General features: G+C 38.1%; 19 protein-coding genes and 1 pseudogene. 18 read left to right on the forward strand and 2 right to left on the reverse strand.

Going from position 1 to position 21,226, the window contains the following annotated elements; all coding sequences use genetic code 11:
- The first annotated feature begins 7 nt into the window (after nucleotides 1–7).
- The 12 genes and pseudogenes from pseB to L6421_RS02460 all read left to right on the forward strand — a co-directional run.
- A complete protein-coding gene (gene pseB / locus L6421_RS02405) occupies nucleotides 8–1,009 on the forward strand; it encodes a UDP-N-acetylglucosamine 4,6-dehydratase (inverting) (protein WP_237262811.1) in 1,002 nt (333 codons plus the stop codon).
- Complete coding sequence (pseC, locus tag L6421_RS02410; RefSeq protein WP_311195289.1) at nucleotides 1,006–2,175, forward strand: UDP-4-amino-4,6-dideoxy-N-acetyl-beta-L-altrosamine transaminase; 1,170 nt, start codon at nucleotides 1,006–1,008, stop codon at nucleotides 2,173–2,175. Before pseB ends, pseC begins: the two co-directional genes overlap by 4 nt.
- Nucleotides 2,172–2,873 carry a pseudaminic acid cytidylyltransferase gene (pseF, locus tag L6421_RS02415; protein WP_237262813.1) on the forward strand — a complete coding sequence of 234 codons (702 nt, stop codon included), beginning with the start codon at nucleotides 2,172–2,174 and terminating at the stop codon, nucleotides 2,871–2,873. The genes pseC and pseF overlap by 4 nt, the downstream gene beginning before the upstream one ends.
- Nucleotides 2,870–3,949, forward strand: coding sequence for a UDP-2,4-diacetamido-2,4,6-trideoxy-beta-L-altropyranose hydrolase (pseG, locus tag L6421_RS02420; protein WP_237262815.1), 1,080 nt, complete (start codon nucleotides 2,870–2,872; stop codon nucleotides 3,947–3,949). Before pseF ends, pseG begins: the two co-directional genes overlap by 4 nt.
- Before the next feature lie 64 nt (nucleotides 3,950–4,013).
- Nucleotides 4,014–4,595, forward strand: a complete 582-nt coding sequence (locus L6421_RS02425) for a formyltransferase family protein (protein ID WP_237262818.1) — start codon at nucleotides 4,014–4,016, stop codon at nucleotides 4,593–4,595.
- Entirely contained in the window at nucleotides 4,588–5,637 is a 1,050-nt protein-coding gene (pseI, locus tag L6421_RS02430) for a pseudaminic acid synthase (protein ID WP_237262821.1), read from the forward strand. The genes L6421_RS02425 and pseI overlap by 8 nt, the downstream gene beginning before the upstream one ends.
- Before the next feature lie 231 nt (nucleotides 5,638–5,868).
- Nucleotides 5,869–7,176: a hypothetical protein gene (locus L6421_RS02435; RefSeq protein ID WP_237262822.1), complete on the forward strand. Its 1,308-nt coding sequence runs from the start codon at nucleotides 5,869–5,871 to the stop codon at nucleotides 7,174–7,176.
- The gene (locus tag L6421_RS02440; protein WP_237262823.1) at nucleotides 7,169–8,341 is read left to right on the forward strand and encodes a hypothetical protein; all 1,173 of its coding nucleotides are present in this window, start codon (nucleotides 7,169–7,171) and stop codon (nucleotides 8,339–8,341) included. The genes L6421_RS02435 and L6421_RS02440 overlap by 8 nt, the downstream gene beginning before the upstream one ends.
- Nucleotides 8,334–9,074: an acyltransferase gene (locus tag L6421_RS02445; RefSeq protein ID WP_237262824.1), complete on the forward strand. Its 741-nt coding sequence runs from the start codon at nucleotides 8,334–8,336 to the stop codon at nucleotides 9,072–9,074. Before L6421_RS02440 ends, L6421_RS02445 begins: the two co-directional genes overlap by 8 nt.
- Nucleotides 9,075–9,451: 377 nt before the next feature.
- The gene (locus tag L6421_RS02450; RefSeq protein ID WP_237262825.1) at nucleotides 9,452–10,681 is read left to right on the forward strand and encodes an O-antigen polymerase; all 1,230 of its coding nucleotides are present in this window, start codon (nucleotides 9,452–9,454) and stop codon (nucleotides 10,679–10,681) included.
- The gene (locus L6421_RS02455) at nucleotides 10,678–11,805 is read left to right on the forward strand and encodes a glycosyltransferase family 4 protein (protein ID WP_237262828.1); all 1,128 of its coding nucleotides are present in this window, start codon (nucleotides 10,678–10,680) and stop codon (nucleotides 11,803–11,805) included. The genes L6421_RS02450 and L6421_RS02455 overlap by 4 nt, the downstream gene beginning before the upstream one ends.
- A gap of 3 nt (nucleotides 11,806–11,808) precedes the next feature.
- Nucleotides 11,809–11,892 (forward strand): annotated as a pseudogene (locus tag L6421_RS02460) (sugar phosphate nucleotidyltransferase); the annotation flags it as partial.
- A gap of 219 nt (nucleotides 11,893–12,111) precedes the next feature.
- Here L6421_RS02460 and L6421_RS02465 read toward each other — a convergent pair.
- Nucleotides 12,112–13,503 (reverse strand): undecaprenyl-phosphate glucose phosphotransferase, encoded by a 1,392-nt coding sequence (locus L6421_RS02465; protein WP_237262831.1) that lies wholly within the window; start codon nucleotides 13,501–13,503, stop codon nucleotides 12,112–12,114.
- A 213-nt stretch (nucleotides 13,504–13,716) separates the two neighbouring features.
- On the opposite strand from L6421_RS02465, the gene L6421_RS02470 reads away from it, so the two are divergent.
- The 3 genes from L6421_RS02470 (at nucleotide 13,717) to L6421_RS02480 (ending at nucleotide 15,596) form a co-directional block, all read left to right on the forward strand.
- On the forward strand, nucleotides 13,717–14,007 hold the full coding sequence (locus L6421_RS02470) for a ComEA family DNA-binding protein (RefSeq protein ID WP_237262834.1): 291 nt from the start codon (nucleotides 13,717–13,719) through the stop codon (nucleotides 14,005–14,007).
- On the forward strand, nucleotides 14,007–14,984 hold the full coding sequence (locus L6421_RS02475; RefSeq protein ID WP_237262836.1) for a DNA ligase: 978 nt from the start codon (nucleotides 14,007–14,009) through the stop codon (nucleotides 14,982–14,984). The genes L6421_RS02470 and L6421_RS02475 overlap by 1 nt, the downstream gene beginning before the upstream one ends.
- 81 nt (nucleotides 14,985–15,065) lie before the next feature.
- Entirely contained in the window at nucleotides 15,066–15,596 is a 531-nt protein-coding gene (locus L6421_RS02480; RefSeq protein ID WP_237262838.1) for a Uma2 family endonuclease, read from the forward strand.
- A gap of 113 nt (nucleotides 15,597–15,709) precedes the next feature.
- On the opposite strand, the gene L6421_RS02485 is transcribed toward L6421_RS02480, so the two are convergent.
- Nucleotides 15,710–16,891: a pyridoxal phosphate-dependent aminotransferase gene (locus L6421_RS02485; protein ID WP_237262841.1), complete on the reverse strand. Its 1,182-nt coding sequence runs from the start codon at nucleotides 16,889–16,891 to the stop codon at nucleotides 15,710–15,712.
- A 177-nt stretch (nucleotides 16,892–17,068) separates the two neighbouring features.
- Here L6421_RS02485 and uvrB point away from each other — a divergent pair, with 177 nt between their 5' ends.
- From uvrB to L6421_RS02500, 3 genes are read left to right on the forward strand one after another with little or no spacing between them, the layout of a single operon-like run.
- Nucleotides 17,069–19,099 (forward strand): excinuclease ABC subunit UvrB, encoded by a 2,031-nt coding sequence (uvrB, locus tag L6421_RS02490; RefSeq protein WP_237262845.1) that lies wholly within the window; start codon nucleotides 17,069–17,071, stop codon nucleotides 19,097–19,099.
- Nucleotides 19,100–19,151: 52 nt separating this feature from the next.
- Nucleotides 19,152–20,018 carry a tetratricopeptide repeat protein gene (locus L6421_RS02495; RefSeq protein WP_237262846.1) on the forward strand — a complete coding sequence of 289 codons (867 nt, stop codon included), beginning with the start codon at nucleotides 19,152–19,154 and terminating at the stop codon, nucleotides 20,016–20,018.
- Nucleotides 20,005–21,129 carry a L,D-transpeptidase family protein gene (locus tag L6421_RS02500; RefSeq protein ID WP_237262848.1) on the forward strand — a complete coding sequence of 375 codons (1,125 nt, stop codon included), beginning with the start codon at nucleotides 20,005–20,007 and terminating at the stop codon, nucleotides 21,127–21,129. Before L6421_RS02495 ends, L6421_RS02500 begins: the two co-directional genes overlap by 14 nt.
- Nucleotides 21,130–21,226: the final 97 nt, after the last annotated feature.

A 21,226-nucleotide genomic window follows, 5' to 3' on the forward strand; every position in this document is an offset into this window, starting at 1 on the left:
AGTTAGCATGTTTAATAATCAAACGATACTCATTACGGGTGGTACAGGGTCTTTCGGGAAAAAGTACACACAAATTATTCTTGAAAAGTATAAGCCGAAGAAAATCATTATTTTTTCTCGTGATGAGTTAAAGCAGTTTGAAATGCAGCAAACTTTTAATGATCCATGTATGCGCTACTTTATTGGTGACGTTAGAGATGCGAGTCGTTTGCTTGAAGCAATGGAAGGGGTTGATTATGTGATCCATGCCGCCGCCATGAAGCAAGTACCTGCGGCAGAATATAACCCTATGGAGTGTATCAAGACGAATATATATGGCGCAGAAAACGTGATTAAAGCGTCCATTAAAAACAATGTTAAAAAAGTGATTGCTCTATCAACGGATAAGGCTGCTAACCCAATTAACTTATATGGATCAACCAAGCTGGCATCGGATAAATTATTCGTTGCAGCCAATAATATGGTTGGTCAGCGCGAAACACGTTTTTCTGTTGTGCGTTATGGCAATGTTGTCGGATCACGCGGTTCTGTCATCCCATTCTTTAGAAAATTGATAGCTAATGGCGCTAAAGAGTTACCTATTACGCATGCTGATATGACTCGTTTTATGATTACGCTTCGACAGGGCGTTGAATTTGTTTTAAAAGACTTTGAAAGAATGCAAGGCGGTGAGATTTTTATTCCAAAAATTCCATCCATGTATATGACCGAACTAGCCAAAGCGATTGCACCTGAGTTGCCACATAAGATTGTAGGAATTCGACCAGGCGAGAAACTTCATGAAATTATGTGTCCAGCGGATGACAGTCATCTGACACTTGAGTTTGAAGATCATTACGTCATTTGCCCAACAATCCAGTTTGCGCACCATTGTGACTTTACAAAGAATAGACTGGGTGAGGAAGGGAAACCGGTAGAACAAGGTTTTGAATATAACTCCGGCAATAATGAAGATTGGTTGACCCATGAAACATTGCTCCAAATGGCAGAAGAAGTCGACCCGATGTGAGCACAGATATGATCCCTTACGGAAAACAAGATATTAACCAAGACGATATTGCCGCCGTTTTGGATGTACTTAATTCGGACTTTCTAACCCAAGGCCCACAAGTGCCTTTGTTTGAAAAAACAGTCGCCGACTATTGTGACGCGCAATTTGGTGTTGCTGTTAATAGTGCGACTTCCGCATTGCATATTGCCTGTTTGGCTTTGGATCTAGGTGAAGATGATATTATATGGACGTCACCAAACACCTTTGTTGCTTCAGCCAATTGCGGGTTATATTGCGGCGCAAAAGTGGATTTTGTGGACATTGACCCACAAACTTACAATTTATGTGCGGATAAACTGGAACAAAAGCTTATTAAAGCCAAATCACAAAACAAACTTCCTAAAATTGTGATTCCAGTACATTTCGCCGGACAGTCGTGTGACATGAAGCGTATTCATCAGCTGAGCCAAGAATATGGTTTTAGCATCATTGAAGACGCTTCTCACGCTATTGGCGGTAAATACTTAGATAAACCCATTGGCGACTGTCAATATTCCGATATTACGGTATTTAGCTTTCACCCAGTTAAAATCATTACCACAGCAGAAGGCGGTTTGGTGACCACTAATCAACCAGGCCTGGCAGAAAAAATGCAACTGTTGCGATCTCATGGCGTCACCCGTGACCCAAAATTAATGACCAAAGAATCTGAAGGTGGTTGGTATTATCAACAAGTTGATCTTGGGTTTAATTATCGCATGACTGAAATGCAAGCGGCTCTAGGTGTGTCTCAAATGCAGCGCTTAGATGAATTTGTGGCCAAAAGGCACCAATTGCAACAACGATACGATGAATTATTGCAAGATTTTCCAGTCATTACACCATATCAAAGTCTGGACGCTTATTCCGCGCTACACCTTTATCCTATTCAGATTGAATTAGATAAGGTTAATAAATCGCATAAGCAGATTTTTAAAGACTTAAGACAAAACGGTATTGGCGTAAATCTTCACTACATTCCGGTGCATACCCAGCCCTATTATCAAAACATGGGCTTTAAACTGGGTGATTTTCCCAATGCAGAGAACTATTATAGCCGTGCAATCAGTATTCCAATGTTTCAAGGCTTAACCTTTGACATGCAGGACCAAGTGGTCGATACGCTGAAAAAGGTATTGGCATGAAGCTTTGTGTGATTCCTGCGCGGGGTGGCAGTAAACGCATACCGCGAAAAAACATAAAAGAGTTTTGCGGTAAACCGATGATTGGCTATTCCATTGAGGCGGCATTGCAATCCAATTGTTTTGATCAGGTGGTGGTTTCTACGGATGATAAAAAAATTGCCGAGATGGCAAAATCATTTGGTGCATCTGTGCCGTTTATGAGGCCGGATGAACTGGCGAATGATTATGCAGGAACCATTCCGGTCATTAAACATGCGATTGAATGGTTTGAAGAACAAGGTGAAACACCAAGTGTAGTTTGCTGTCTATACGCTACGGCCCCCTTTGTTCAAGCAGGTGTGATTCAACGAGCCTATGAACAGCTTCAGGAAACCCAAGCGGAATACTGTTTTACGGTGACTAGCTTTGCATTTCCCATCCAAAGAGCCATTAAATTAACAGAAGAGAGACGTGTGGAAATGTTCTATCCAGAACATTTCAGTACACGATCGCAAGACCTAGAAGAAGCCTATCACGATGCTGGACAGTTCTATTGGGGTAAAGCGATGGCATTTAAGCAACAAAAACCTTTATTTTCGGGGGATGCCAGTCCTTATATTTTACCACGCCATTTAGTACAAGACATCGATACAGTTGAAGATTGGAAAAGAGCAGAATTGATGTATCAAGTGCTAAAGCAAAATGGAGATATTGCTTGAAACTTGTATTCCGAACCGACGCTTCAATTACAATCGGCACGGGTCATGTAATGCGTTGTTTGACCTTGGCCAAAGCTTTAGCTAAAAAGGGTGCAGACGTTCAGTTTATTTGTCGTGATCATGTAGGCAATTTAATCGCAAAAATTCGCCAAGAAGGGTTTATCGTTCGTACGCTTAACACAAGGTCTAGTCATTCTGAACAAACAGAATCAAAAGAAGCGCCGAGGTTATTTCATTCAGAATGGCTTGGTGTCACGCAACAACAAGATGCAAACGACTGTCATTCAATTTTGGAAGCAATCCAGCCGGATTGGTTGGTTGTGGATCATTACGCAATTGACCAGGCCTGGCAGAAAGCCTTAAAACCTAATTATCAAAATCTTATGGTGATTGATGACCTGGGTGATAGACAACACATTTGTGATTTGTTGCTGGATCAGAACTATGGCGCAACAGCCGATAAGTACCAAAGCCTTGTGCCCGAACATTGCAAAATTCTTGCTGGTGCACAGTATGCCTTGTTAAGACCTGAGTTTGCAAAGTGGCGGCAAGTCAGCTTAAAACGTCGTGAATATGAACAGAAGGTTAAAAGCATTTTAATCACATTAGGTGGTGTTGATCCAGACAATTACACTGGAAAAATACTTCACCAATTGGCTAAAACAGAGTTAGACCCTAATCTTGAAATAACAGTGATCATGGGCGCAACTGCCCCACATTTTGAAACAGTAAAACAACAAGCTGAAAGCATGAATGTCAAAACCCGTGTTAAAACTAATGTTATCAATATGGCTGAGCTAATGGCGAATGCGGATTTAGCCATCGGTGCCGCAGGGGCAACCACTTGGGAACGTTGTTGCTTAGGGTTGCCAACAATCCAGCTAGTGATTGCTGACAACCAGCGGCAAATAGCGCAAGCTTTGGCAAAAGACAATGCTATTAAGCTATTGGTGAATATCCAAGAACTACCAGGCCTAGTGAAAACTGCTAAAGATTGGAAGAGTGCAGTTTTTCATACTTGCAAGAATCTAACTGATGGTTTGGGTTGTCAAAAAGTAATCGAGTTAATCAGATAAAATGAAAATAACCATATTAAACAGTTCAGAAACTCATCCAATTAACCCATGGTTGAAACGTTGGATGGAAGAAAAATCTTCAGAACATGAGCTTACTCTAGTTAGACAAAAAAATAAGCTCATTGGTGGGGATTTACTTTTTTTGATTTCATGCAGTGAAATCATTAACGCAGTAGATAGAGAAAAGTTTAAACACGTATTAGTTATTCATGCCAGTGATTTGCCTAAAGGGCGTGGCTGGAGTCCGCATATTTGGGAAATTGTGAATGGCGCTTGTGAAATGACGGTGAGTTTACTTGAAGCTGATGATGCGGTGGATACAGGTGATATTTGGCATAAACTAAAGTTAAAAATACCTTCTACTGCACTTTACGATGAAATAAATCAGTTACTCTTTGATGCAGAAATTGCATTAATGGATTATGCCGTTAAAAATTTCGGAAAGGTTATCCCTAAACCACAAGGTGAAAGTGTTGAGCCATCTTATTGGTCTAAACGCACGCCAAAAGACAGTGAACTTGATATAAAAGGCTCCATTGAAGAACAGTTTAATTTAATACGTGTTTGTGATCCTGATCGTTTCCCAGCTTTTTTTTATAAAGATGGTAAAAAATTCATTTTAAAAATTGAGGCCGACAATGAATAAATTTATCAATATCGATAATCGTAAGATTGGACAAGACTATTCTCCCTATGTCATTGCAGAAATGTCAGCCAATCATAACGGCAATATCGAAAACGCTTACAAAATCATTGATATGGCAAAAAGATCGGGTGCAGATGCGATTAAAATGCAAACTTATACGCCAGATACTCTTACTATAGATTCTGATCTACCTGATTTTCAGCTGACTGATGGCTTATGGGCTGGACGTAGCTTATATCAGCTTTATCAAGAAGCTTATACCCCATGGGATTGGCATAAACCCTTATTTGAATATGCTAAAAAAATTGGCATCACTATTTTTAGCTCACCATTTGATAATACATCGGTTGATTTGTTAGAAGAATTAAATGCACCAGCATATAAAATTGCGAGTTTTGAAGCAGTTGATTTGCCCTTGATTAAATATGTGGCACAAACTGGTAAGCCGATGATTATTTCAACAGGCATGGCCGATGCTGAAGAAATTCAAGAAGCAATTGATGCGGCTAGAGAAGGTGGCTGCAAACAACTTGCTATTTTACATTGTGTTAGTGGCTATCCCGCGCCGGCGGAAGACTATAACTTATTGACGATTCAAGATATGCAAAAACGCTTTAATCTACCAGTAGGCTTATCCGATCATACATTAGATAATACCACCGCCATCACCAGTGTTGCATTGGGTGCCTGCATTATCGAAAAGCACGTTACGCTGGATCGCAATGGTGGTGGTCCTGATGATAGTTTTTCACTGGAAGAAAGCGATTTACAGCAACTCTGTTCAGGCACAAAAACAGCCTGGCAAGCATTAGGAAAAGTGGACTACGGTCGTAAATCCAGCGAGCAAGGTAATGTTAAATTCCGCCGTTCCTTATATTTTGTAAAAGACATCAGAACAGGCGAAGTGATCACTGCAGAGCATGTGAAAAGTATCCGACCTGGTTATGGGCTGGCACCAAAGTATTTAGAAACGATAATTGGACAAACCGCAATACAAAATATCAAACACGGTACTCCAGTTAGTAAAGAAATGACAGAGTAATATGCTTATAAAGTTGCAAATTTCTGACGTGATGCCTTTTATGCCAAATGTATTTGTGGACATCACTAAATTTATTGACATAAACAAGCAAGTGCTAGAGATTTACACAGAAGAAATGCGCAAGCCACTACATTCAAGAAGTTTCGACAATGCAATCAAGTTGAATTCTATGAGAGTTAATACTGTCGAATTTAATTATGTTGAAGCGTTTCAACTGATGAGAGAGATAAAATGAAATCGGTTGCTTTTGTTGCTAATTATCAAAAAACTATATTCTTCCATAAGATAGCAGAAAAATTGACTGAAAAAGGTATTAAGATTTATTGGGTTTCTGTATCTAAAACTTGGACTGATTACCTTCTAGAGCAAGGTGTTCATCAAGAAGAAATTCTTTTTCTGCCTCGTTCGATTTCAAAACAAAACAACTCTGCACTAGGTGACTTTAAATTAAATGAGTTGATATATTCAGATCGTGTTTTAAGACATGAAACTATATTTGGTCAGAATTATTTAACATCAATTCAAAAACCTGTGTATGACTTTATTGTAAAAAACAAAATTTCTATTGTCTTCGGTGAAATTACTTGGGCACATGAGGTTTTAATTAATAGGATGTGTAATTCTATAAGTGATTTGAATTGCCAGTACTTAAAGCCTCATACCATACGCATTCCAAATGGTAGGTTTGCCTTTTTTAAAGATGAATACGAAAAAGAAATTTACGAGGTTGAATCAAACCCAGCTCATCCTGTTATGTGGGACTTTGAGCTTAAGAAGCCAGATTATTTTCACTTAAATAATCTTAAAAACTCTTTAACAAACCGTATTAAAGGAATATTGAAAAAAATAACGCTAGTCTTTCACAAAGAAAAAAATGATTTTGAAGATCCAACTCAAAGGGTTAATAAATTCCAATTTTTAATTAATAAGGCTCAGGAAGAAATAAATTTTTACTTGTATAGGTTTTTCGTAAAAAAATTAAGCTATGGAGATTTACCGGAAAAGTTTTGGGTATATTACCTTCATAAGCAACCTGAAGCTTCAATTGATGTTATAGGCCGTTATTATGAGGATCAGCTAAAAAATATATATTGGTTAGCAAGGCAATTGCCTGATGATTGTTTTTTGCTAGTTAAAGAGCATACCAACGCGATTGGTGATCGATCCCCTAGCTTTTTTAGAAAAATAAGCGGTATTAATCGAGTCGAATTGATTGATGAATCAATTGATTCATATACATTAATTAAGAAATCGAGAAAAACATCTACTGTGTCAGGTACAGTTGCTTATGAGGCTGCACTTTTAGGAAAAGATGTTATTTTATTTAGCAATGCGTTTTTTTCTTCATTGCCTACTATTCAAAGTGTTAGTCAGGATCTTTCTCTAAATAAAAAAACTATAGATCAATTTAAAGCCTACATATTTGCTAATTCCTTTGAGGGAATAATAAGTGATCCGCTAAGTGATGAACGATGTATAGAACAAAAAAATATTGATAAAATTACTTTTGCATTCATGTGTGTTTTAAATCATGGTTAGAAAACTATGGTTCATATCATTTCTTTCTTTTTCTGCCGCAAAAGCAGTGGTTTTCTTGGTACCTTTCCTTATATTATGGTCAGAAGGTCAAGAATATTATGTTATGGCCGAACAGGTGATTGCCATTGCATTGCTGTCATGGCCAGTAGTAGCATTTGGAATGACAGCGGTTTATCCTTATTTCACTCTCGAAAAAAAACATTCTCCTTTTCAATATCATTTTTATAAACATTTACTTGTTTCTCTTTCCTTGATTTTGATTGTTTACCTGTTATCCATTCATGTGTTTAATTTGGGGATAAAGGTTAATACAGCAATCTTGTTGGTTTTGTTAATGGTTTTTTCCTATTTCTTTTCTATTACATATAAATGTAGGAATGATGTAAAAATATCATCTTTTTTTGACGCATTACCTTACGTGTTCATCTTTTTATTTATAGTTGTGGGAAGTCAATCACTTTTTTACGCTGAGTTATTTTCAATTTTTATCATTATTTTTTTAATTTATGTTGTTTTTAAAGAATTACAAACACAAAACAAAGAAGGTTTACAAAACACGAAGAAAAGAAGCCTTGGGGTTTATTACAAAAAAAGCTTTTATAGTTTTTTAGTTAGTTGGATTGCGATAGTAGTTGTGATGTTTCCCAGAGCATACATTCCTGAGATATTGTCTAATGATGAATCCCAAACACTTTATTTATCTTTAAGGGTTGCAGCAGTTTTAGTTTTGGGATATCAATTTTTACAAATAAGCTTTTATTCTGAGCTATATAAGATTTCTAATATCGCCTTTTTTAAACTTTGGTGGGTATTTTGGGTGGGTGGTTTAATTTTTTTCTTAGTTATTATGTTTTTTATGAAAAGTCAGTTGAGTGTTTGGTCCGTTTTTTACACCTTTCTTTGGATTTCGGTATCTTTCTTAGAATTGCAAGTTGTTCGAAAGTCAGCACAGAAAAAAGTATTATATCGTGGGATTTTCCTGCTCCCTTTAATTTTGATATTTTTGTTTATAGATAACTTCTCAGGTTTTGCGTTAATTTCAGCTGCTTTATTGTTGATGTATATTTTTATCCAATTGACTTCGGTATTTGATGTTCGTATCACTAGTAGGCTGATTCAACTTCCCGTATTGATTTTTGTCTTGTTCGGAGTAGCTTATGTTTAGATTATTTCTAATTAATTGTATTGTTTTATTGGTATGGATTCCTAGGTTAAGAAATTTTTTTTTGAATCTGTGCGGATTAAATCTTCACAAAACTTCTAAAGTTGGCCTTTCATTCATTCTGAACAAAAATATCAAGCTTGGTAAATATTCAAAAATTTCACATTTTAATTTTTTACAGTGTGATTCAGTTACTCTTCTAGAAAACTCTACCATAGGAAGATTGAACTTTTTTAGGGGTAGATTTGATGTTTATATGGAAGATAATAGCCACATTGGTAATTCAAATATACTTAAAAATAATGGCTTAAGGGTGATACCTAAGGTATCTAGTCTTAAGTTAGGATTTTGTTCAAAAATTACAAGTGCTCATTATATAGATCTGTCTTGTAATGTTATATTTGGTAATAACTGTATTGTTGGTGGGCGTAATTCAACTTTATGGACTCATGGGTTTGTACATTTTAATAAGGGTACTAAACGTTTGATAAAGTTAGAGGGAATCCATATTGGAGATGGGGTCTATATTGGTTCGAACTGTGTCTTAAATCCTGGAACTGTTATATGTGATGAGATCAATATCGGCTCTGGTACCTCTATTGCTGGCCACCTCAAAGAGGCTGGTCTTTATGTTAATCAGAAGGTGAGATATGTTAAGTTGGGTAGTTTGGATGAATTTCTAGAAAATAGGGAATATGATCCTAAATACAAAACGGGAAATATAAGGGTTTTGTAAGTGTTATTGCAGTTAGTCTTTACTAGACAATCAGAGATTAATGTGAGGATTACGATGGATATGAATGTGATGAGGTTTCTGTGAAGAAATATTTGCTTAGACAAGCCTATCAAGGAGAGCTTGATAATTCTCTTATTTATAGGGATAAGGCGGTGTGTTTGACGGCACAGATTTTTTAATGGTGATTTGAAAGACACCTTAGCGAATTTATAAATGATAAAGATCTGATTCGGGATGACAGAGCGAAGCAGCTATATTTGGATGAAATTCAAAATTTTTGTAAAACTAAAAATCAAATATGACGAGAACAAGACCATTGGTTAATAATGGTGGTATTTAATGCTCTAGTTGTTTATGGATTTTTAAAGGGAATTTAATTGAAGTTTACTATAAATAGTTTACATCCGATAAAGATGTTGGTATTTGCTTGGCTGTTATGGCTTATAGGTTTCTTTTTAATACCAGCTTCATACGGCAATGTTGAGTACACGGCTTCAGGAATTGTTACATTATTGTCATTAATGTTTTTATTTGCTCTTGGAGTTAAATTTGTAAAGTACCTACCATTTAAAAACATATCAACGGGTGATATGTTATATGTTCAACAGCCTGGCAAGAGGGTTTTAAACTTCCTTTTTGTATTAGGTGTGTTAGGCGTTGTATTAAAATTTTTTGAACACATTTTTTTGCACTCTGCATTTTCTTACTCGTCGTTATTTGAATATAAAATGTCAAGAATGTATAGCGAGCTTAATTCAGGGGGGCTCGGTGTTTTATCTGCACTTTTGTATCCTTTCGGTTTAGTGGTTTTGATTTTTCAGATTAATGGGAGATATTTTAGAAATAAAATAAAGGTCTTGTTTGTTTGGTTGGTAGGGGTTTATTGGTTTTTTGATGCACTTATCATGTCTTCCATGACTGCCATTGTTTATGTCTTTTCTATGGTTTTTGTGGCGCATGTTATTGCAAATGGCTTGAAAGGTAACCAAACAAATATTCCCTTTTTTAGGGTTTTATTATTAACGGTTTTAACTATTTCATATTTCGTTTACCTAACTTTTTTTAGGGTTGATGTTGATTTTATTTCGGTATCTTTAGAATCAAAAGCCTTGTTTCCAAATTTTGAAGTTAATAGCGTATTTTTATTTTCGTTACTAAATTTTTTACACTATGTGGTGCATGGAGTTGTGGAGTGGTTTCGTCTATTTAATCATGTTGGTTTGTCAAATTATTATTTTGGAATGTATGAATTTTACCCATTTGTGAAGCTATTTGCATTTTTAGGGTTCGAAGTTCCGACTTTTTCCGAACTTGCCTCAGTTGCACACAAAACAGGTGTCTATACTTCATTTTGGGGGCCATTTATTCTAGATTTTGGCGCATTGTCTTTTGGTATGGCTTTTTTCTCTGGAATTGTTTCAAGTTATTTCTATAAAGGGTTATTTTCAGGTAACCTTTCTAGTCTTTTGATTTATCCCGTTATTGCCATGCAAATAATATTTTCTCCAATTATTAATATATTTTCTGGAGTAATTATCTATTATTTATTATCTGCAATTATTTCGGTATTTCTAATAAAAACATTAAGTAAGCGGATAGTACATTGAAAAAAATTGCTGTTATTCATGACTGGTTAGTAACCTATGCCGGTGCCGAAAGAGTACTAGAGCAGATATTGGAAGTTTATCCTGAAGCCGATTTGTTTAGTATTGTAGATTTTTTGCCTTCTGATGAGCGTGGTTTTATTTTGAATAAACCTGTCAAAACTTCATTCATCCAAAAGTGGCCAAAAGCAAAAAACAATTATCGAAGTTATTTACCGCTAATGCCCTTGGCCGTTGAACAGTTTGATCTTTCTGAATATGACCTCATTATTTCATCTTCTCATGCGGTTGCTAAAGCGGTTTTAACAGGTCCAGATCAGTTACATATTAGTTATGTTCACTCACCTATTCGCTATGCTTGGGATTTACAGCATCAATATTTGCGTGAGTCAGGATTGAATAAAGGTTTGAAAGGTTGGGTTGCAAAGTATTTATTGCATCGGATTCGTAAATGGGATGTGGGTACGGCTAACCGGGTTGATGTTTTTGTAGCGAATTCGAATTTTATAAAACGCCGAATTGAAAAGGTTTACCGTCGTGAATCTGATGTTATATTCCCCCCAGTATCCGTTGATGAGTTTGATTTATTTGAAGATAAAGAAGAATTTTATTTAACCGCTTCGCGTATGGTTCCGTATAAAAAAATGGATATGATTGTTGAGGCATTTGCTCAAATGCCTGAAAAAAAATTGCGTGTTATCGGAACTGGGCCTGATTTTGAAAAAATTAAAAAGGTTGCGCAGTGTTATTCGAATATAGAGTTGCTGGGATACCAACCTTTTTCAGTTTTAAAAGAATCTATGCAAAAAGCAAAGGGATTTATGTTCGCTGCCGAAGAAGATTTTGGTATTACACCTGTCGAGGCTCAAGCCTGTGGCACGCCTGTGATTGGTTTTGGTAAAGGTGGTTTGTTAGATACTGTGATCGATGGGAAAACGGGAATCTACTTTAAAGAACAAACAATGGGTTCTCTAATGGAAGCAATCAACCGTTTTGAGCAAGTTAAGTTTGAACCTCAGGTTATTCGTAACCATGCACTTCAATTTTCAAATGAAGTCTTTAAACAAAAGTTTTCTGATTTTGTAGAACAAGAGTGGGGCAAATTTCAGGAAAAATTAAATGATTAATATATCATATTGTTAGGAGGTATCGGCACTCGCCTTTGGCCTTTAAGTCGTAAGGTGCTACCCAAGCAGTTTGTAGGCTTATTCGATGGAAAATTGTTTTTACTCAAAGCAGTATTTTTTTAATGGTAAATTAGTTAGATAAGTTTTTTATGTGTTGAAGTCCCTGGATCAAGCCCGAGGATGTGTACCGCTACAGATTAAAGTACTAGTCGGTGAATATACTGGTTAAGACGATATCGTTAGAATTGATGATATTTATGGAAGATAACAAATTAGATAAAATATGATATTGTAAATGCCTACAACTTAGTAGGCATTCTTGTTTATAAAGCCTTTAAAAATCGTAAGAATGATAATTCTTATGTCAAACCACAATGTCCAATTGTTAATATAGTGAAGATCGAATTCGATACGTTTTTCCATTTTTTCTACGGTATCTGTTTCACCTCTCCAGCCGTTGATTTGTGCCCATCCCGTAATACCCGGCTTTACTAAATGACGTTGCATATATTTAGGAATGATTTTTCTGTATTCTTCGTTATGTGCAATGGCATGCGGTCTAGGGCCAACGATACTCATTTTGCCTTGTAGTACATTAATAAACTGTGGAAGTTCGTCAAGACTCGTTTTTCTTAGAAAAGCTCCTAATGGCGTTATGCGTGTATCGCCCTTAGTTGCTTGTTTTACGATAGAGCCATTATCTTGGGTTGTCATTGATCTAAACTTATAGACCTCAATTTCTTTACCATTTAAACCATAGCGTTTTTGTTTGAATATGACTGGCCCTGACGAAGTCAGTTTTATGGCAATAGAGATAACAAGTAAAATAGGGCTAATTAATATTAGTATGAGCAATGATAGTAAGACGTCTTCAAGTCGTTTAATAACCAGAGAAGAGTTACAACTAAGCGGTGTATCAAAGACACTGAATACAGGCATGCCTTTTATATCTTGCATCTTGGCATGCATTAAATCAAAGGTAAAAAGGTCGGGTACGTATTTTACAATGGCTGTTGTATCTGTAAGTTCGTCTAGTAGGTGTTTGATTTTTAGATCAGCCCCCAAAGGAAGGCAGATGTATATTTCATCATACTTTATGTTTTTAGTATCTTCTGCAACAACTTCAATTGAACCAATCACAGGGATATCATTTATTTTTTGATTAAGTATTTTAGGGTTGTCATCGTAAAAAGCGGTGACTTTATACCCCATCCAAGGGTTTTCATTAATATTCTTGGCTAGTTGCTTACCAATTTTTCCAGCTCCTATTATGGCTATTTTTTTATGATTTTGGGCTGATTTTCGAAGGTAAATTAAGGCGAGTCTAATTGCTATGCGGTAGGCGATTAAAATAAACATAACGAATATGGCCCAAGTTGTTACAGCAAGCCTAGAGTAATTTACAGTATCTTTGTACCAGAAAGCTAAGATAATAAGAATTGCCCATGTTATTAACCAAGCTTGCATGATTAATTTGGCACTTTGAAATATTGAGCGACCTCTCCAGTTCGTATAAACTCCCGTAAATTGAGAAGTTAGTAGGAGTAAGACTCCTGCACTAGCTCCCATGATTTGATAGCGTTCATGGAAGGGGGTATTAAAAAGTAAAGTAATTAATGAAAGCAATATGAAAGGAAGTACTAAATCAATAGCCCTATGAAGATAAACAAAAATAGAGCGGTCAGGGAATATTTGCAAAACGTAACACCTAAATTAATGAAAGATGAATTAATGGTTCGTATTATAACTTAGTTTATTTTTCGGTGTTTGATCTTGAATTAAGTTACGTATTTTGAGTTTTAGTGGTGTAAAAAATACTTAATTTATTTTCTAGGGTATGTTATTGTAATTTCTGTCTTTGAGTAAATTCAATGACTTAAGTTTAATGAATACATGATTTTGGAGAATGAAATGGTAATTAAAAATCGTTTTTTGGTTGTTTTATTTAGTACTCTATCAATTGGTGTTTTATCAATTTTAAGTTTTTCTGTTTCTGCTAGCCCTGTGAATGTCAATACGGCTTCTGCTGAGGAGATTTCTGCAGCACTTTCTGGTATTGGTCCTGCAAAGGCGGCGGCAATTTCTGAACATTGTCAAAAGATGGCTTGTAGCAAGCCAGAAGATCTATTAACGGTTAAGGGTATTGGTGAGAAGACCTTGGCCAAAATCTCAGCTGATTTGCGTTTTGAAGATGAAAAATAATGCACAGCGGTTTTAACAGTTCTTTCTATGAAAATATTCCAAAAAGCCTGGTCAAATTGCCAGGCTTTTTGGTTTTTAGAGTCTGCCTTTTTTGGTTATTGCTGGTTTTAAGTCAGCTTAGCGCTGCAGCGGAAAACCAGAATGTTGCGTTAAAACTTAAATCAAAGCCAGATTTAATGCTCTTAAAGATCTATCAACCAGGCCTGGAGGTTTCTGGTTGGGTAATGAGTGAAAAGCTGGATGGTGTAAGAGCCTATTGGGATGGTAAAAACCTGATAAGTCGTCAAGGTAATGTATTTAACGCCCCTGCTTGGTTTACTGCGGAATTTCCTGATTTCGAATTAGATGGTGAGTTATGGCTAGGTCGCAATCAATTTGCAGAAACGGTCTCCATTGTTCGCCAACAGGTTCCTGATAATCGTTGGAGTCGAATTACCTATAATGTTTTTGAAGTACCTGGTCAGCAGGGTAATTTAATGCGAAGGCTAAAAGTAGTTGAGCGGTTTGTAAATGAGAAATCGGCAAAATATCTGAAGGTCATTCCTCAAAAAGCCATTATTCAGGATACAGATATACAGTTAGAGCTTAAGCGTGTTTTGGGGCTTAAAGGTGAAGGGCTGGTCGTTAGAAATCCTAACCTGCCTTATCAAACAGGAAGATTGGATTCCGTGCTTAAAGTGAAACTTAAGCAAGACGCTGAATGCATGGTGAAAGGTTATTCAAATGGTCAGGGTAAATACCTGGGTAAAGTGGGCGCGATAATTTGTGAATTATTGCCTGAACAACTAAGCCAGTTATTTCCAAGCTTGAGTGATAAGAATAATATTACGATTAATATCGGCAGTGGTTTAAATGATGAACAAAGAATTCATCCACCTAAAATAGGAGCAATCATTACCTTTCAGTACATGGGATTAACCAAACATGGCTTACCACGTTTTCCGGTGTTTTTGCGTGAGAGAAGCTCGGTAGAGTGAGCTTGTATCATTCATTGTTAGTTTTAACAAAATTACAATTTAAGTGTATGATAGTAATGAATTATAAAAAGGATGTTGCTCATGGCATTGGCCTATTCAGAACACTATACAGTTAGAGATTATGCACTTTGGGAAGGTGATTGGGAGTTGATTCATGGAGCCCCTTATGCAATGGCTCCTTCACCGTCGATTTCACATCAACGTATTGAAAAAGGTTTTTTATTTCAATTTGATTTATCCTTAAAGAAATGTACCAACTGCGAGGTCTTAGCTGAAATTGACTGGCAAAGTTCAGATGATACCGTGGTGCGCCCTGATGTATTGATTGCTTGTAATATTGAAGGCGAAAAACTCACAAAAACTCCAGAGCTAATTGTTGAAATTGTTTCGCCTACATCGGCAAAACGCGATGAGTTAACTAAGTTTGAACTTTATCAGCAAGAAGGGGTGAAGTTTTATATCTTGGCCTATCCTGATGAAAAGATGGCAAAAGTGTATCGTTTACATGAAGGTCGTTTTATTAAAGAAGCCGATTATAGTAATGAACGGTTTGATTTTAAGATTAGAGAGTGTGATTTAAGTATAGATTTTAGTCAAATATGGCGTGACTAAATCTTATTCAAGATTTTTAAGAGCCAGGCCTGGTTCTTATTTATTAGAAGGTATTTCTAGAACCTACCAGGCCTGGTTATTTGTACCGATGCGTTTTTTGGTTTTGAAACAGATTAGCTTTTCATAAAGGCTTCAACACGGTCAATCGCATTGATCAGGTTTTCCATGCTGGTAGCAAAAGAAAAACGCATGTGTTTATCTGCACCAAATGCGGAACCTGGCACGGCGGCAACCAATTGCTCTTCAAGTAAAGCGCCGACAAAATCGGTATCGGTTTTATAGCCTTTAAGCGCCATCGCTCCAGAAATATCCATAAAGGCGTAAAACGCGCCTACGGCATGGATGCACTTGAAGCCTGGCAATGAGTTGATACGTTCAACCACATATTGATGGCGTTTCTTGAATTCCACCAACATGGTTTGAATACACTCTTGCGAGCCATTTAAGGCTGCGACCGAGGCCGCTTGGGAAATTGAGCAAGGGTTTGAAGTGCTTTGTGATTGAACTTTGCGCATACCCGCAATCAAATCAACCGGCCCGCCCGCATAACCAATTCGCCAGCCTGTCATAGAGTAAGCTTTAGATACGCCATTCATCACTACGGTACGGTCATAAAGTTCAGGGCACACTTCTAGGATGTTGGTAAATTTGCTGTCGTCCAACATGATGTGTTCATACATGTCATCTGAGGCTATGATGATATTAGGGTATCGAATTAGAACATCCGCCAAAGATTTAAGTTCTTCTGCGGTATAAACCGCACCCGTTGGATTTGATGGGCTGTTTAATACCAACATTTTCGTTTTAGGGGTAATCGCCGCCTCTAATTGCTGTGCATTGATTTTGAAACCTTGCTCAATGCTGGCTTCAATAATGACTGGTTCACCGCCTGCCAACAGAGCCATGTCTGGGTAAGAGACCCAGTAAGGAGCAGGGATAATGACTTCATCGCCATCATTCAAAACGGCTTGGCAAAGGTTATAGAAACTTTGTTTACCACCGGAAGAAACCAGGATTTGGTTCATCTCATAATCAATGCCGTTATCACGTTTAAATTTGGCTTTAATCGCCTCTTTAAGTTCGGCCGTTCCGTCTACCGCAGTGTAACGTGTATCGCCATTTTGAATCGCAGAGATACCTGCGGCTTTAATGTGTTCTGGTGTGTCAAAATCAGGTTCACCGGCACCAAGGCTAATAATGTCTTTACCTGCGCGTTTTAATTCTTGGGCTTTTGCAGTAATTACAAGTGTAAGAGAGGGTTTTACACGATTGACACGGTCAGATAAGTTGGCCATTGATTGAATTTCTCCACAGGTGGTTGAGCGGGTATAATATCGAGCTGAATTACCAAATGTCGCCAAAATTTGAGTGGCTAAAAGTTTTGGTAAAGACGCGGAAATTTACTCTAAGCTCTAAAAAAGTTAATACCCTCCATTCTACTGGAAGTTATAGGTATTTTTAAAGGAAAAAATGTGTCAAAAGCGTTTGAATTAGTTTCACCTTATCAACCTAGTGGAGATCAGCCTACTGCGATTGCCGAATTGGTCGAAGGAATCCGCGATGGAGAGGCTTATCAGACCCTATTGGGGGTAACCGGTTCAGGTAAGACGTTTACGATTGCCAACGTCATTCAAACCGTGCAACGTCCCACGATTATTTTGGCTCATAACAAAACTTTGGCGGCTCAGTTATATGGCGAGATGAAAGGCTTTTTCCCGAATAATGCGGTGGAGTATTTTGTCTCTTATTATGACTATTACCAGCCAGAAGCCTATGTGCCTGCTTCGGATACCTATATCTCTAAAGACTCTTCGGTCAATGAACAGATAGAGCAATTGCGTTTATCGGCCACCAAAGCCTTGCTAGAACGTGAAGATGTGATTTTGATTGCGACTGTGTCAGCCATTTACGGCTTGGGCGATCCGGAAATGTACCTGAAGATGATTTTGCAGTTACGTTTAGGCGATGCGATTTCGCAACGGGATATTTTAGCGCGTTTGACCTCAATGCAATACACACGTAACGATGTTGAATTATGGCGGGGTACCTTTAGGGTTCGCGGTGATGTGATTGATGTTTTTCCGGCCGAAGCGGAAGAGTATGCGGTGCGTATTGAGTTGTTTGATGACGAAGTGGAAAGTATCGCTTGGTTTGACCCGCTAACGGGTGAGGTATTAAGTCGTCCAACTCGGGTTACGGTTTACCCTAAATCGCACTATGTGACACCACGCGAACGTGTGTTGGAAATGGTGGAGAAGGTCAAGGTTGAACTCAAAGAGCGTTTAGAACAATTGCGTTCTATGAATAAACTTGTTGAGGCGCAGCGTTTGGAAGAGCGCACCAAACTCGATATCGAGATGATGGTGGAGCTGGGTTACTGCACCGGGATTGAGAACTATTCACGTTATCTATCCGGTAGAAACGCAGGTGAACCACCACCGACCTTAATGGATTATTTTCCAAAAAACTCGTTGTTAGTCATTGATGAAAGCCATGTCACCATCCCCCAAATTGGCGGCATGTATAAAGGCGACCGTTCAAGAAAAGAGAACTTAGTGGGGTATGGTTTTAGACTGCCGTCGGCTTTGGATAACCGACCGATGATGTTTGAGGAGTTTGAACGTGCCATGCCGCAAAGTATTTTTGTGTCGGCCACTCCCGGTAAATACGAGGCGGAGCATTGCTCCCATATGGTCGAGCAGGTGGTGCGTCCTACTGGATTATTAGACCCGATTATTGAGGTTAGACCAGCAACCACCCAGGTGGATGATTTGTTGGGAGAGATAAAGTGGCGCGCCGACTTAGGGCAACGAATTTTGGTCACTACCTTAACTAAACGTATGGCGGAAAACCTCACTGAATATTTTGAAGACCATAATGTACGTGTGCGTTACATGCACTCGGACATCGACACGGTTGAGCGCATTGAGATTATTCGTGATTTACGCTTAGGTGAGTTTGATGTATTGGTGGGGATTAACCTGTTGAGGGAAGGGTTGGATATCCCAGAAGTCGCCTTGGTGGCAATCTTAGATGCGGATAAAGAAGGTTTCTTACGTTCGGAGCGTTCTTTGATTCAGACCATAGGGCGTGCGGCACGAAATGTTGAAGGTAAGGCGATTTTGTATGCGGATAAGATAACTCGCTCAATGGAAACCGCTATAGGGGAAACCGAGCGTCGTCGAGCTAAACAGATTCAATACAATCTGGAACGTGGAATAACACCTAAAGGTCTGAATAAAAAGGTCAGCGATATTTTGGAAGATTCACCTTATGCATCCAAATCAACCAGGCCTGGTAAGTCTAAAAAAGTGGCTGAAAACTCTACGGAATATGCTCACCAAAAACCGATGACACCAGCAGAAATGGCCAGCCATATCAAGAAAATTGAAAAACAGATGTACAAGGCGGCTAAAGAGTTGGATTTTGAAACGGCCGCACAACTTCGTGATGAGCTTAAAACTTTGAAAAGTAATATGGTTGGGATTGGCGATTTACGTTAAAATACCAAGCTATTTTTTAACTTTCTTATTATTGTTAAGTGTTCATTATTTTATGTCTTTATTTTCAAGTAGTTACAATCTGATTGGTAGGTCATTACGTTTGTTTTTGATCATTAACGTCATGCTGATTGCATCTGTGCAAGCGAGTCAGGTTGAAGAAAAAAACCTAGTAAAGCAAGCGGAAGTTTTTCAACAAGGGCTTGATGCCGCTCAAAAGGGCAATTTAGAGCAAGCATTGACTTTATGGAATAACTTGAATAAGTCTGGTGATCTAATTCCGGAATTAAAGCGTGCCATTGAAAATAATATTGCGGTTATCTTAATTAAACAAAAGCGTTATGAAGAAGCTAAAAAACGTCTAGATTCTGCCTTACAGGCTGATGTCCAGGTAGCGACTACGTTAGAAAACCTCAATCAAATTTACGCTTATGATGCTCAGCAAGCCTATCAACGTGTTTTCAAAGAAACGCCTGTGATTTTACCCAAAGCGCAGTGGCTTTATTTTGATGTTAAACAAGCTAATTTACCTAGCGATAACGTGATTACCGACGCCCAAAATGCGGATGCCGTTCGTCTGGTTAAAAATAGGTTGGAGCAGTGGCGCCAGGCCTGGTCTGAACAAAATGTTGAAACTTACCTCGGTTTTTACGACGATAAGGCGTTTATACCCAAAGATGGCATGTCATTTAACACTTGGAAGAACAGCCGTTACCGTAGTTTGCAAAACCCTAAATTTATTAAAGTGTTTTTGGATAAAATCCAGATGACACCGATTTCGCCGACAATGATGCGGAGCCGGTTTTTGCAGCGTTATCATTCAGACCGCTTCAAAGATGATGTTTACAAAGTATTGTTGTGGCAAAAGCATGATGGGGCATGGAAGATTGTCCAAGAGGTCGTGATGTATGAAGGCCACTAATCATATGTATTCGGTTCCATTCAACAGGGTCTTTAATATGCGTAACCTGTTTAAAACGTCTTTAATGGCATCTTTGATGACAACCAATCTACTAGCGTTATCGGTGCAGGCGGACGACGTCGTTAAGGTGGAGCAACAACTGTTGTCGAGTTTAAATGCCATTAACAGCTTGGAGTTGGATAAGGCGTTATCCAATATTTCGGATTTGCAGAAAAACTACCCTAAATACAAGCTTGCCCAACTTTTAAAGGCCGATTTACTGGCCGCAAAATCCGGGCAAACAGCCTTGATGCAAAAGGTGCATCAAGCCAATCCTAAAACGGTTGATAGGCTACTTTCTGAAGCAGAGGTGCGTTGGCAGTTTTCCAAAGACAGTTTAGATAGCTCAACCGGGTTTGAAGATTTTGTTCTCAAAACGGCGAATCAAAAACATGTCATTTTAGTCTCGCTTGAAGAGAGTCGTTTATACCTGTTTGAACGTAATAAAACTGGTCAGATGCAGCGGGTTGCCGACTATTATGTGACGATGGGCAAAAAAGGAAGTGGAAAACAAAAAGAGGGCGACCAGAGAACGCCTATCGGCGTTTATCACATGGTCGACTTGCTTCCTGGTTCAACTTTACCGGACTTATACGGGGTAGGCGCTTTGCCACTCAACTATCCCAATCTTTGGGATAAAGCACATGGTAAGACAGGGTCTGGTATTTGGTTGCATGGCGTACCAAGCGACACCTATACCAGAGCGCCAAGAGCAAGCCGAGGTTGTGTGGTTTTGAATAATGCAGCGATGCAGCGTTTATTGGCTGATTATCAATTGCCCTATTCAACACCGGTTGTCATTGTCGATAAAAAACACTCTGCTTTAGGGATTTCTGAAAGTAAAGAGCGTCTTTTAGCGGATGTTAGAGCCTGGTTGCAAGACAATAATCATATCGTTGATTGGAATTCGGTCAGTGTTTATCGCTATCCAAATGAAAACAACCTGTTTTATGTCACCTTTCCAGGGAAAACAAGTAACAGCCTTAAACAGCAGTTCTGGCAAAGAGATCCAGACGGCGACTGGAAAGTCGTAGTTCAATCTGAAGACACTATTCAGGTTGCGGCTAAGTGAGATTTTCATAAGAATCAATCGTTAGAGAGTGACTGATGGCTAGGTCGGCTTAAAAGGCTTAATTTGTTAAACAAATTAAGCCTTTTTTATTGGTCTT

The organism is Thiomicrorhabdus immobilis, assembly GCF_021654855.1.
In the GTDB taxonomy this organism is placed as follows: domain Bacteria; phylum Pseudomonadota; class Gammaproteobacteria; order Thiomicrospirales; family Thiomicrospiraceae; genus Thiomicrorhabdus; species Thiomicrorhabdus immobilis.

Bases quoted from the DNA above. Each gene is read 5' to 3' on its own strand.
- pseB (WP_237262811.1), top strand. From the start codon at position 8: ATGTTTAATAATCAAACGATACTCATTACGGGTGGTACAGGGTCTTTC.
- pseF (WP_237262813.1), top strand. From the start codon at position 2,172: ATGAAGCTTTGTGTGATTCCTGCGCGGGGTGGCAGTAAACGCATACCG.
- L6421_RS02425 (WP_237262818.1), top strand. From the start codon at position 4,014: ATGGAAGAAAAATCTTCAGAACATGAGCTTACTCTAGTTAGACAAAAA.
- pseI (WP_237262821.1), top strand. From the start codon at position 4,588: ATGAATAAATTTATCAATATCGATAATCGTAAGATTGGACAAGACTAT.
- L6421_RS02435 (WP_237262822.1), top strand. From the start codon at position 5,869: ATGAAATCGGTTGCTTTTGTTGCTAATTATCAAAAAACTATATTCTTC.
- L6421_RS02440 (WP_237262823.1), top strand. From the start codon at position 7,169: ATGGTTAGAAAACTATGGTTCATATCATTTCTTTCTTTTTCTGCCGCA.
- L6421_RS02445 (WP_237262824.1), top strand. From the start codon at position 8,334: ATGTTTAGATTATTTCTAATTAATTGTATTGTTTTATTGGTATGGATT.
- L6421_RS02470 (WP_237262834.1), top strand. From the start codon at position 13,717: ATGGTAATTAAAAATCGTTTTTTGGTTGTTTTATTTAGTACTCTATCA.
- L6421_RS02475 (WP_237262836.1), top strand. From the start codon at position 14,007: ATGCACAGCGGTTTTAACAGTTCTTTCTATGAAAATATTCCAAAAAGC.
- L6421_RS02480 (WP_237262838.1), top strand. From the start codon at position 15,066: ATGGCATTGGCCTATTCAGAACACTATACAGTTAGAGATTATGCACTT.
- L6421_RS02485 (WP_237262841.1), bottom strand. From the start codon at position 16,891: ATGGCCAACTTATCTGACCGTGTCAATCGTGTAAAACCCTCTCTTACA.
- L6421_RS02495 (WP_237262846.1), top strand. From the start codon at position 19,152: ATGTCTTTATTTTCAAGTAGTTACAATCTGATTGGTAGGTCATTACGT.
- L6421_RS02500 (WP_237262848.1), top strand. From the start codon at position 20,005: ATGAAGGCCACTAATCATATGTATTCGGTTCCATTCAACAGGGTCTTT.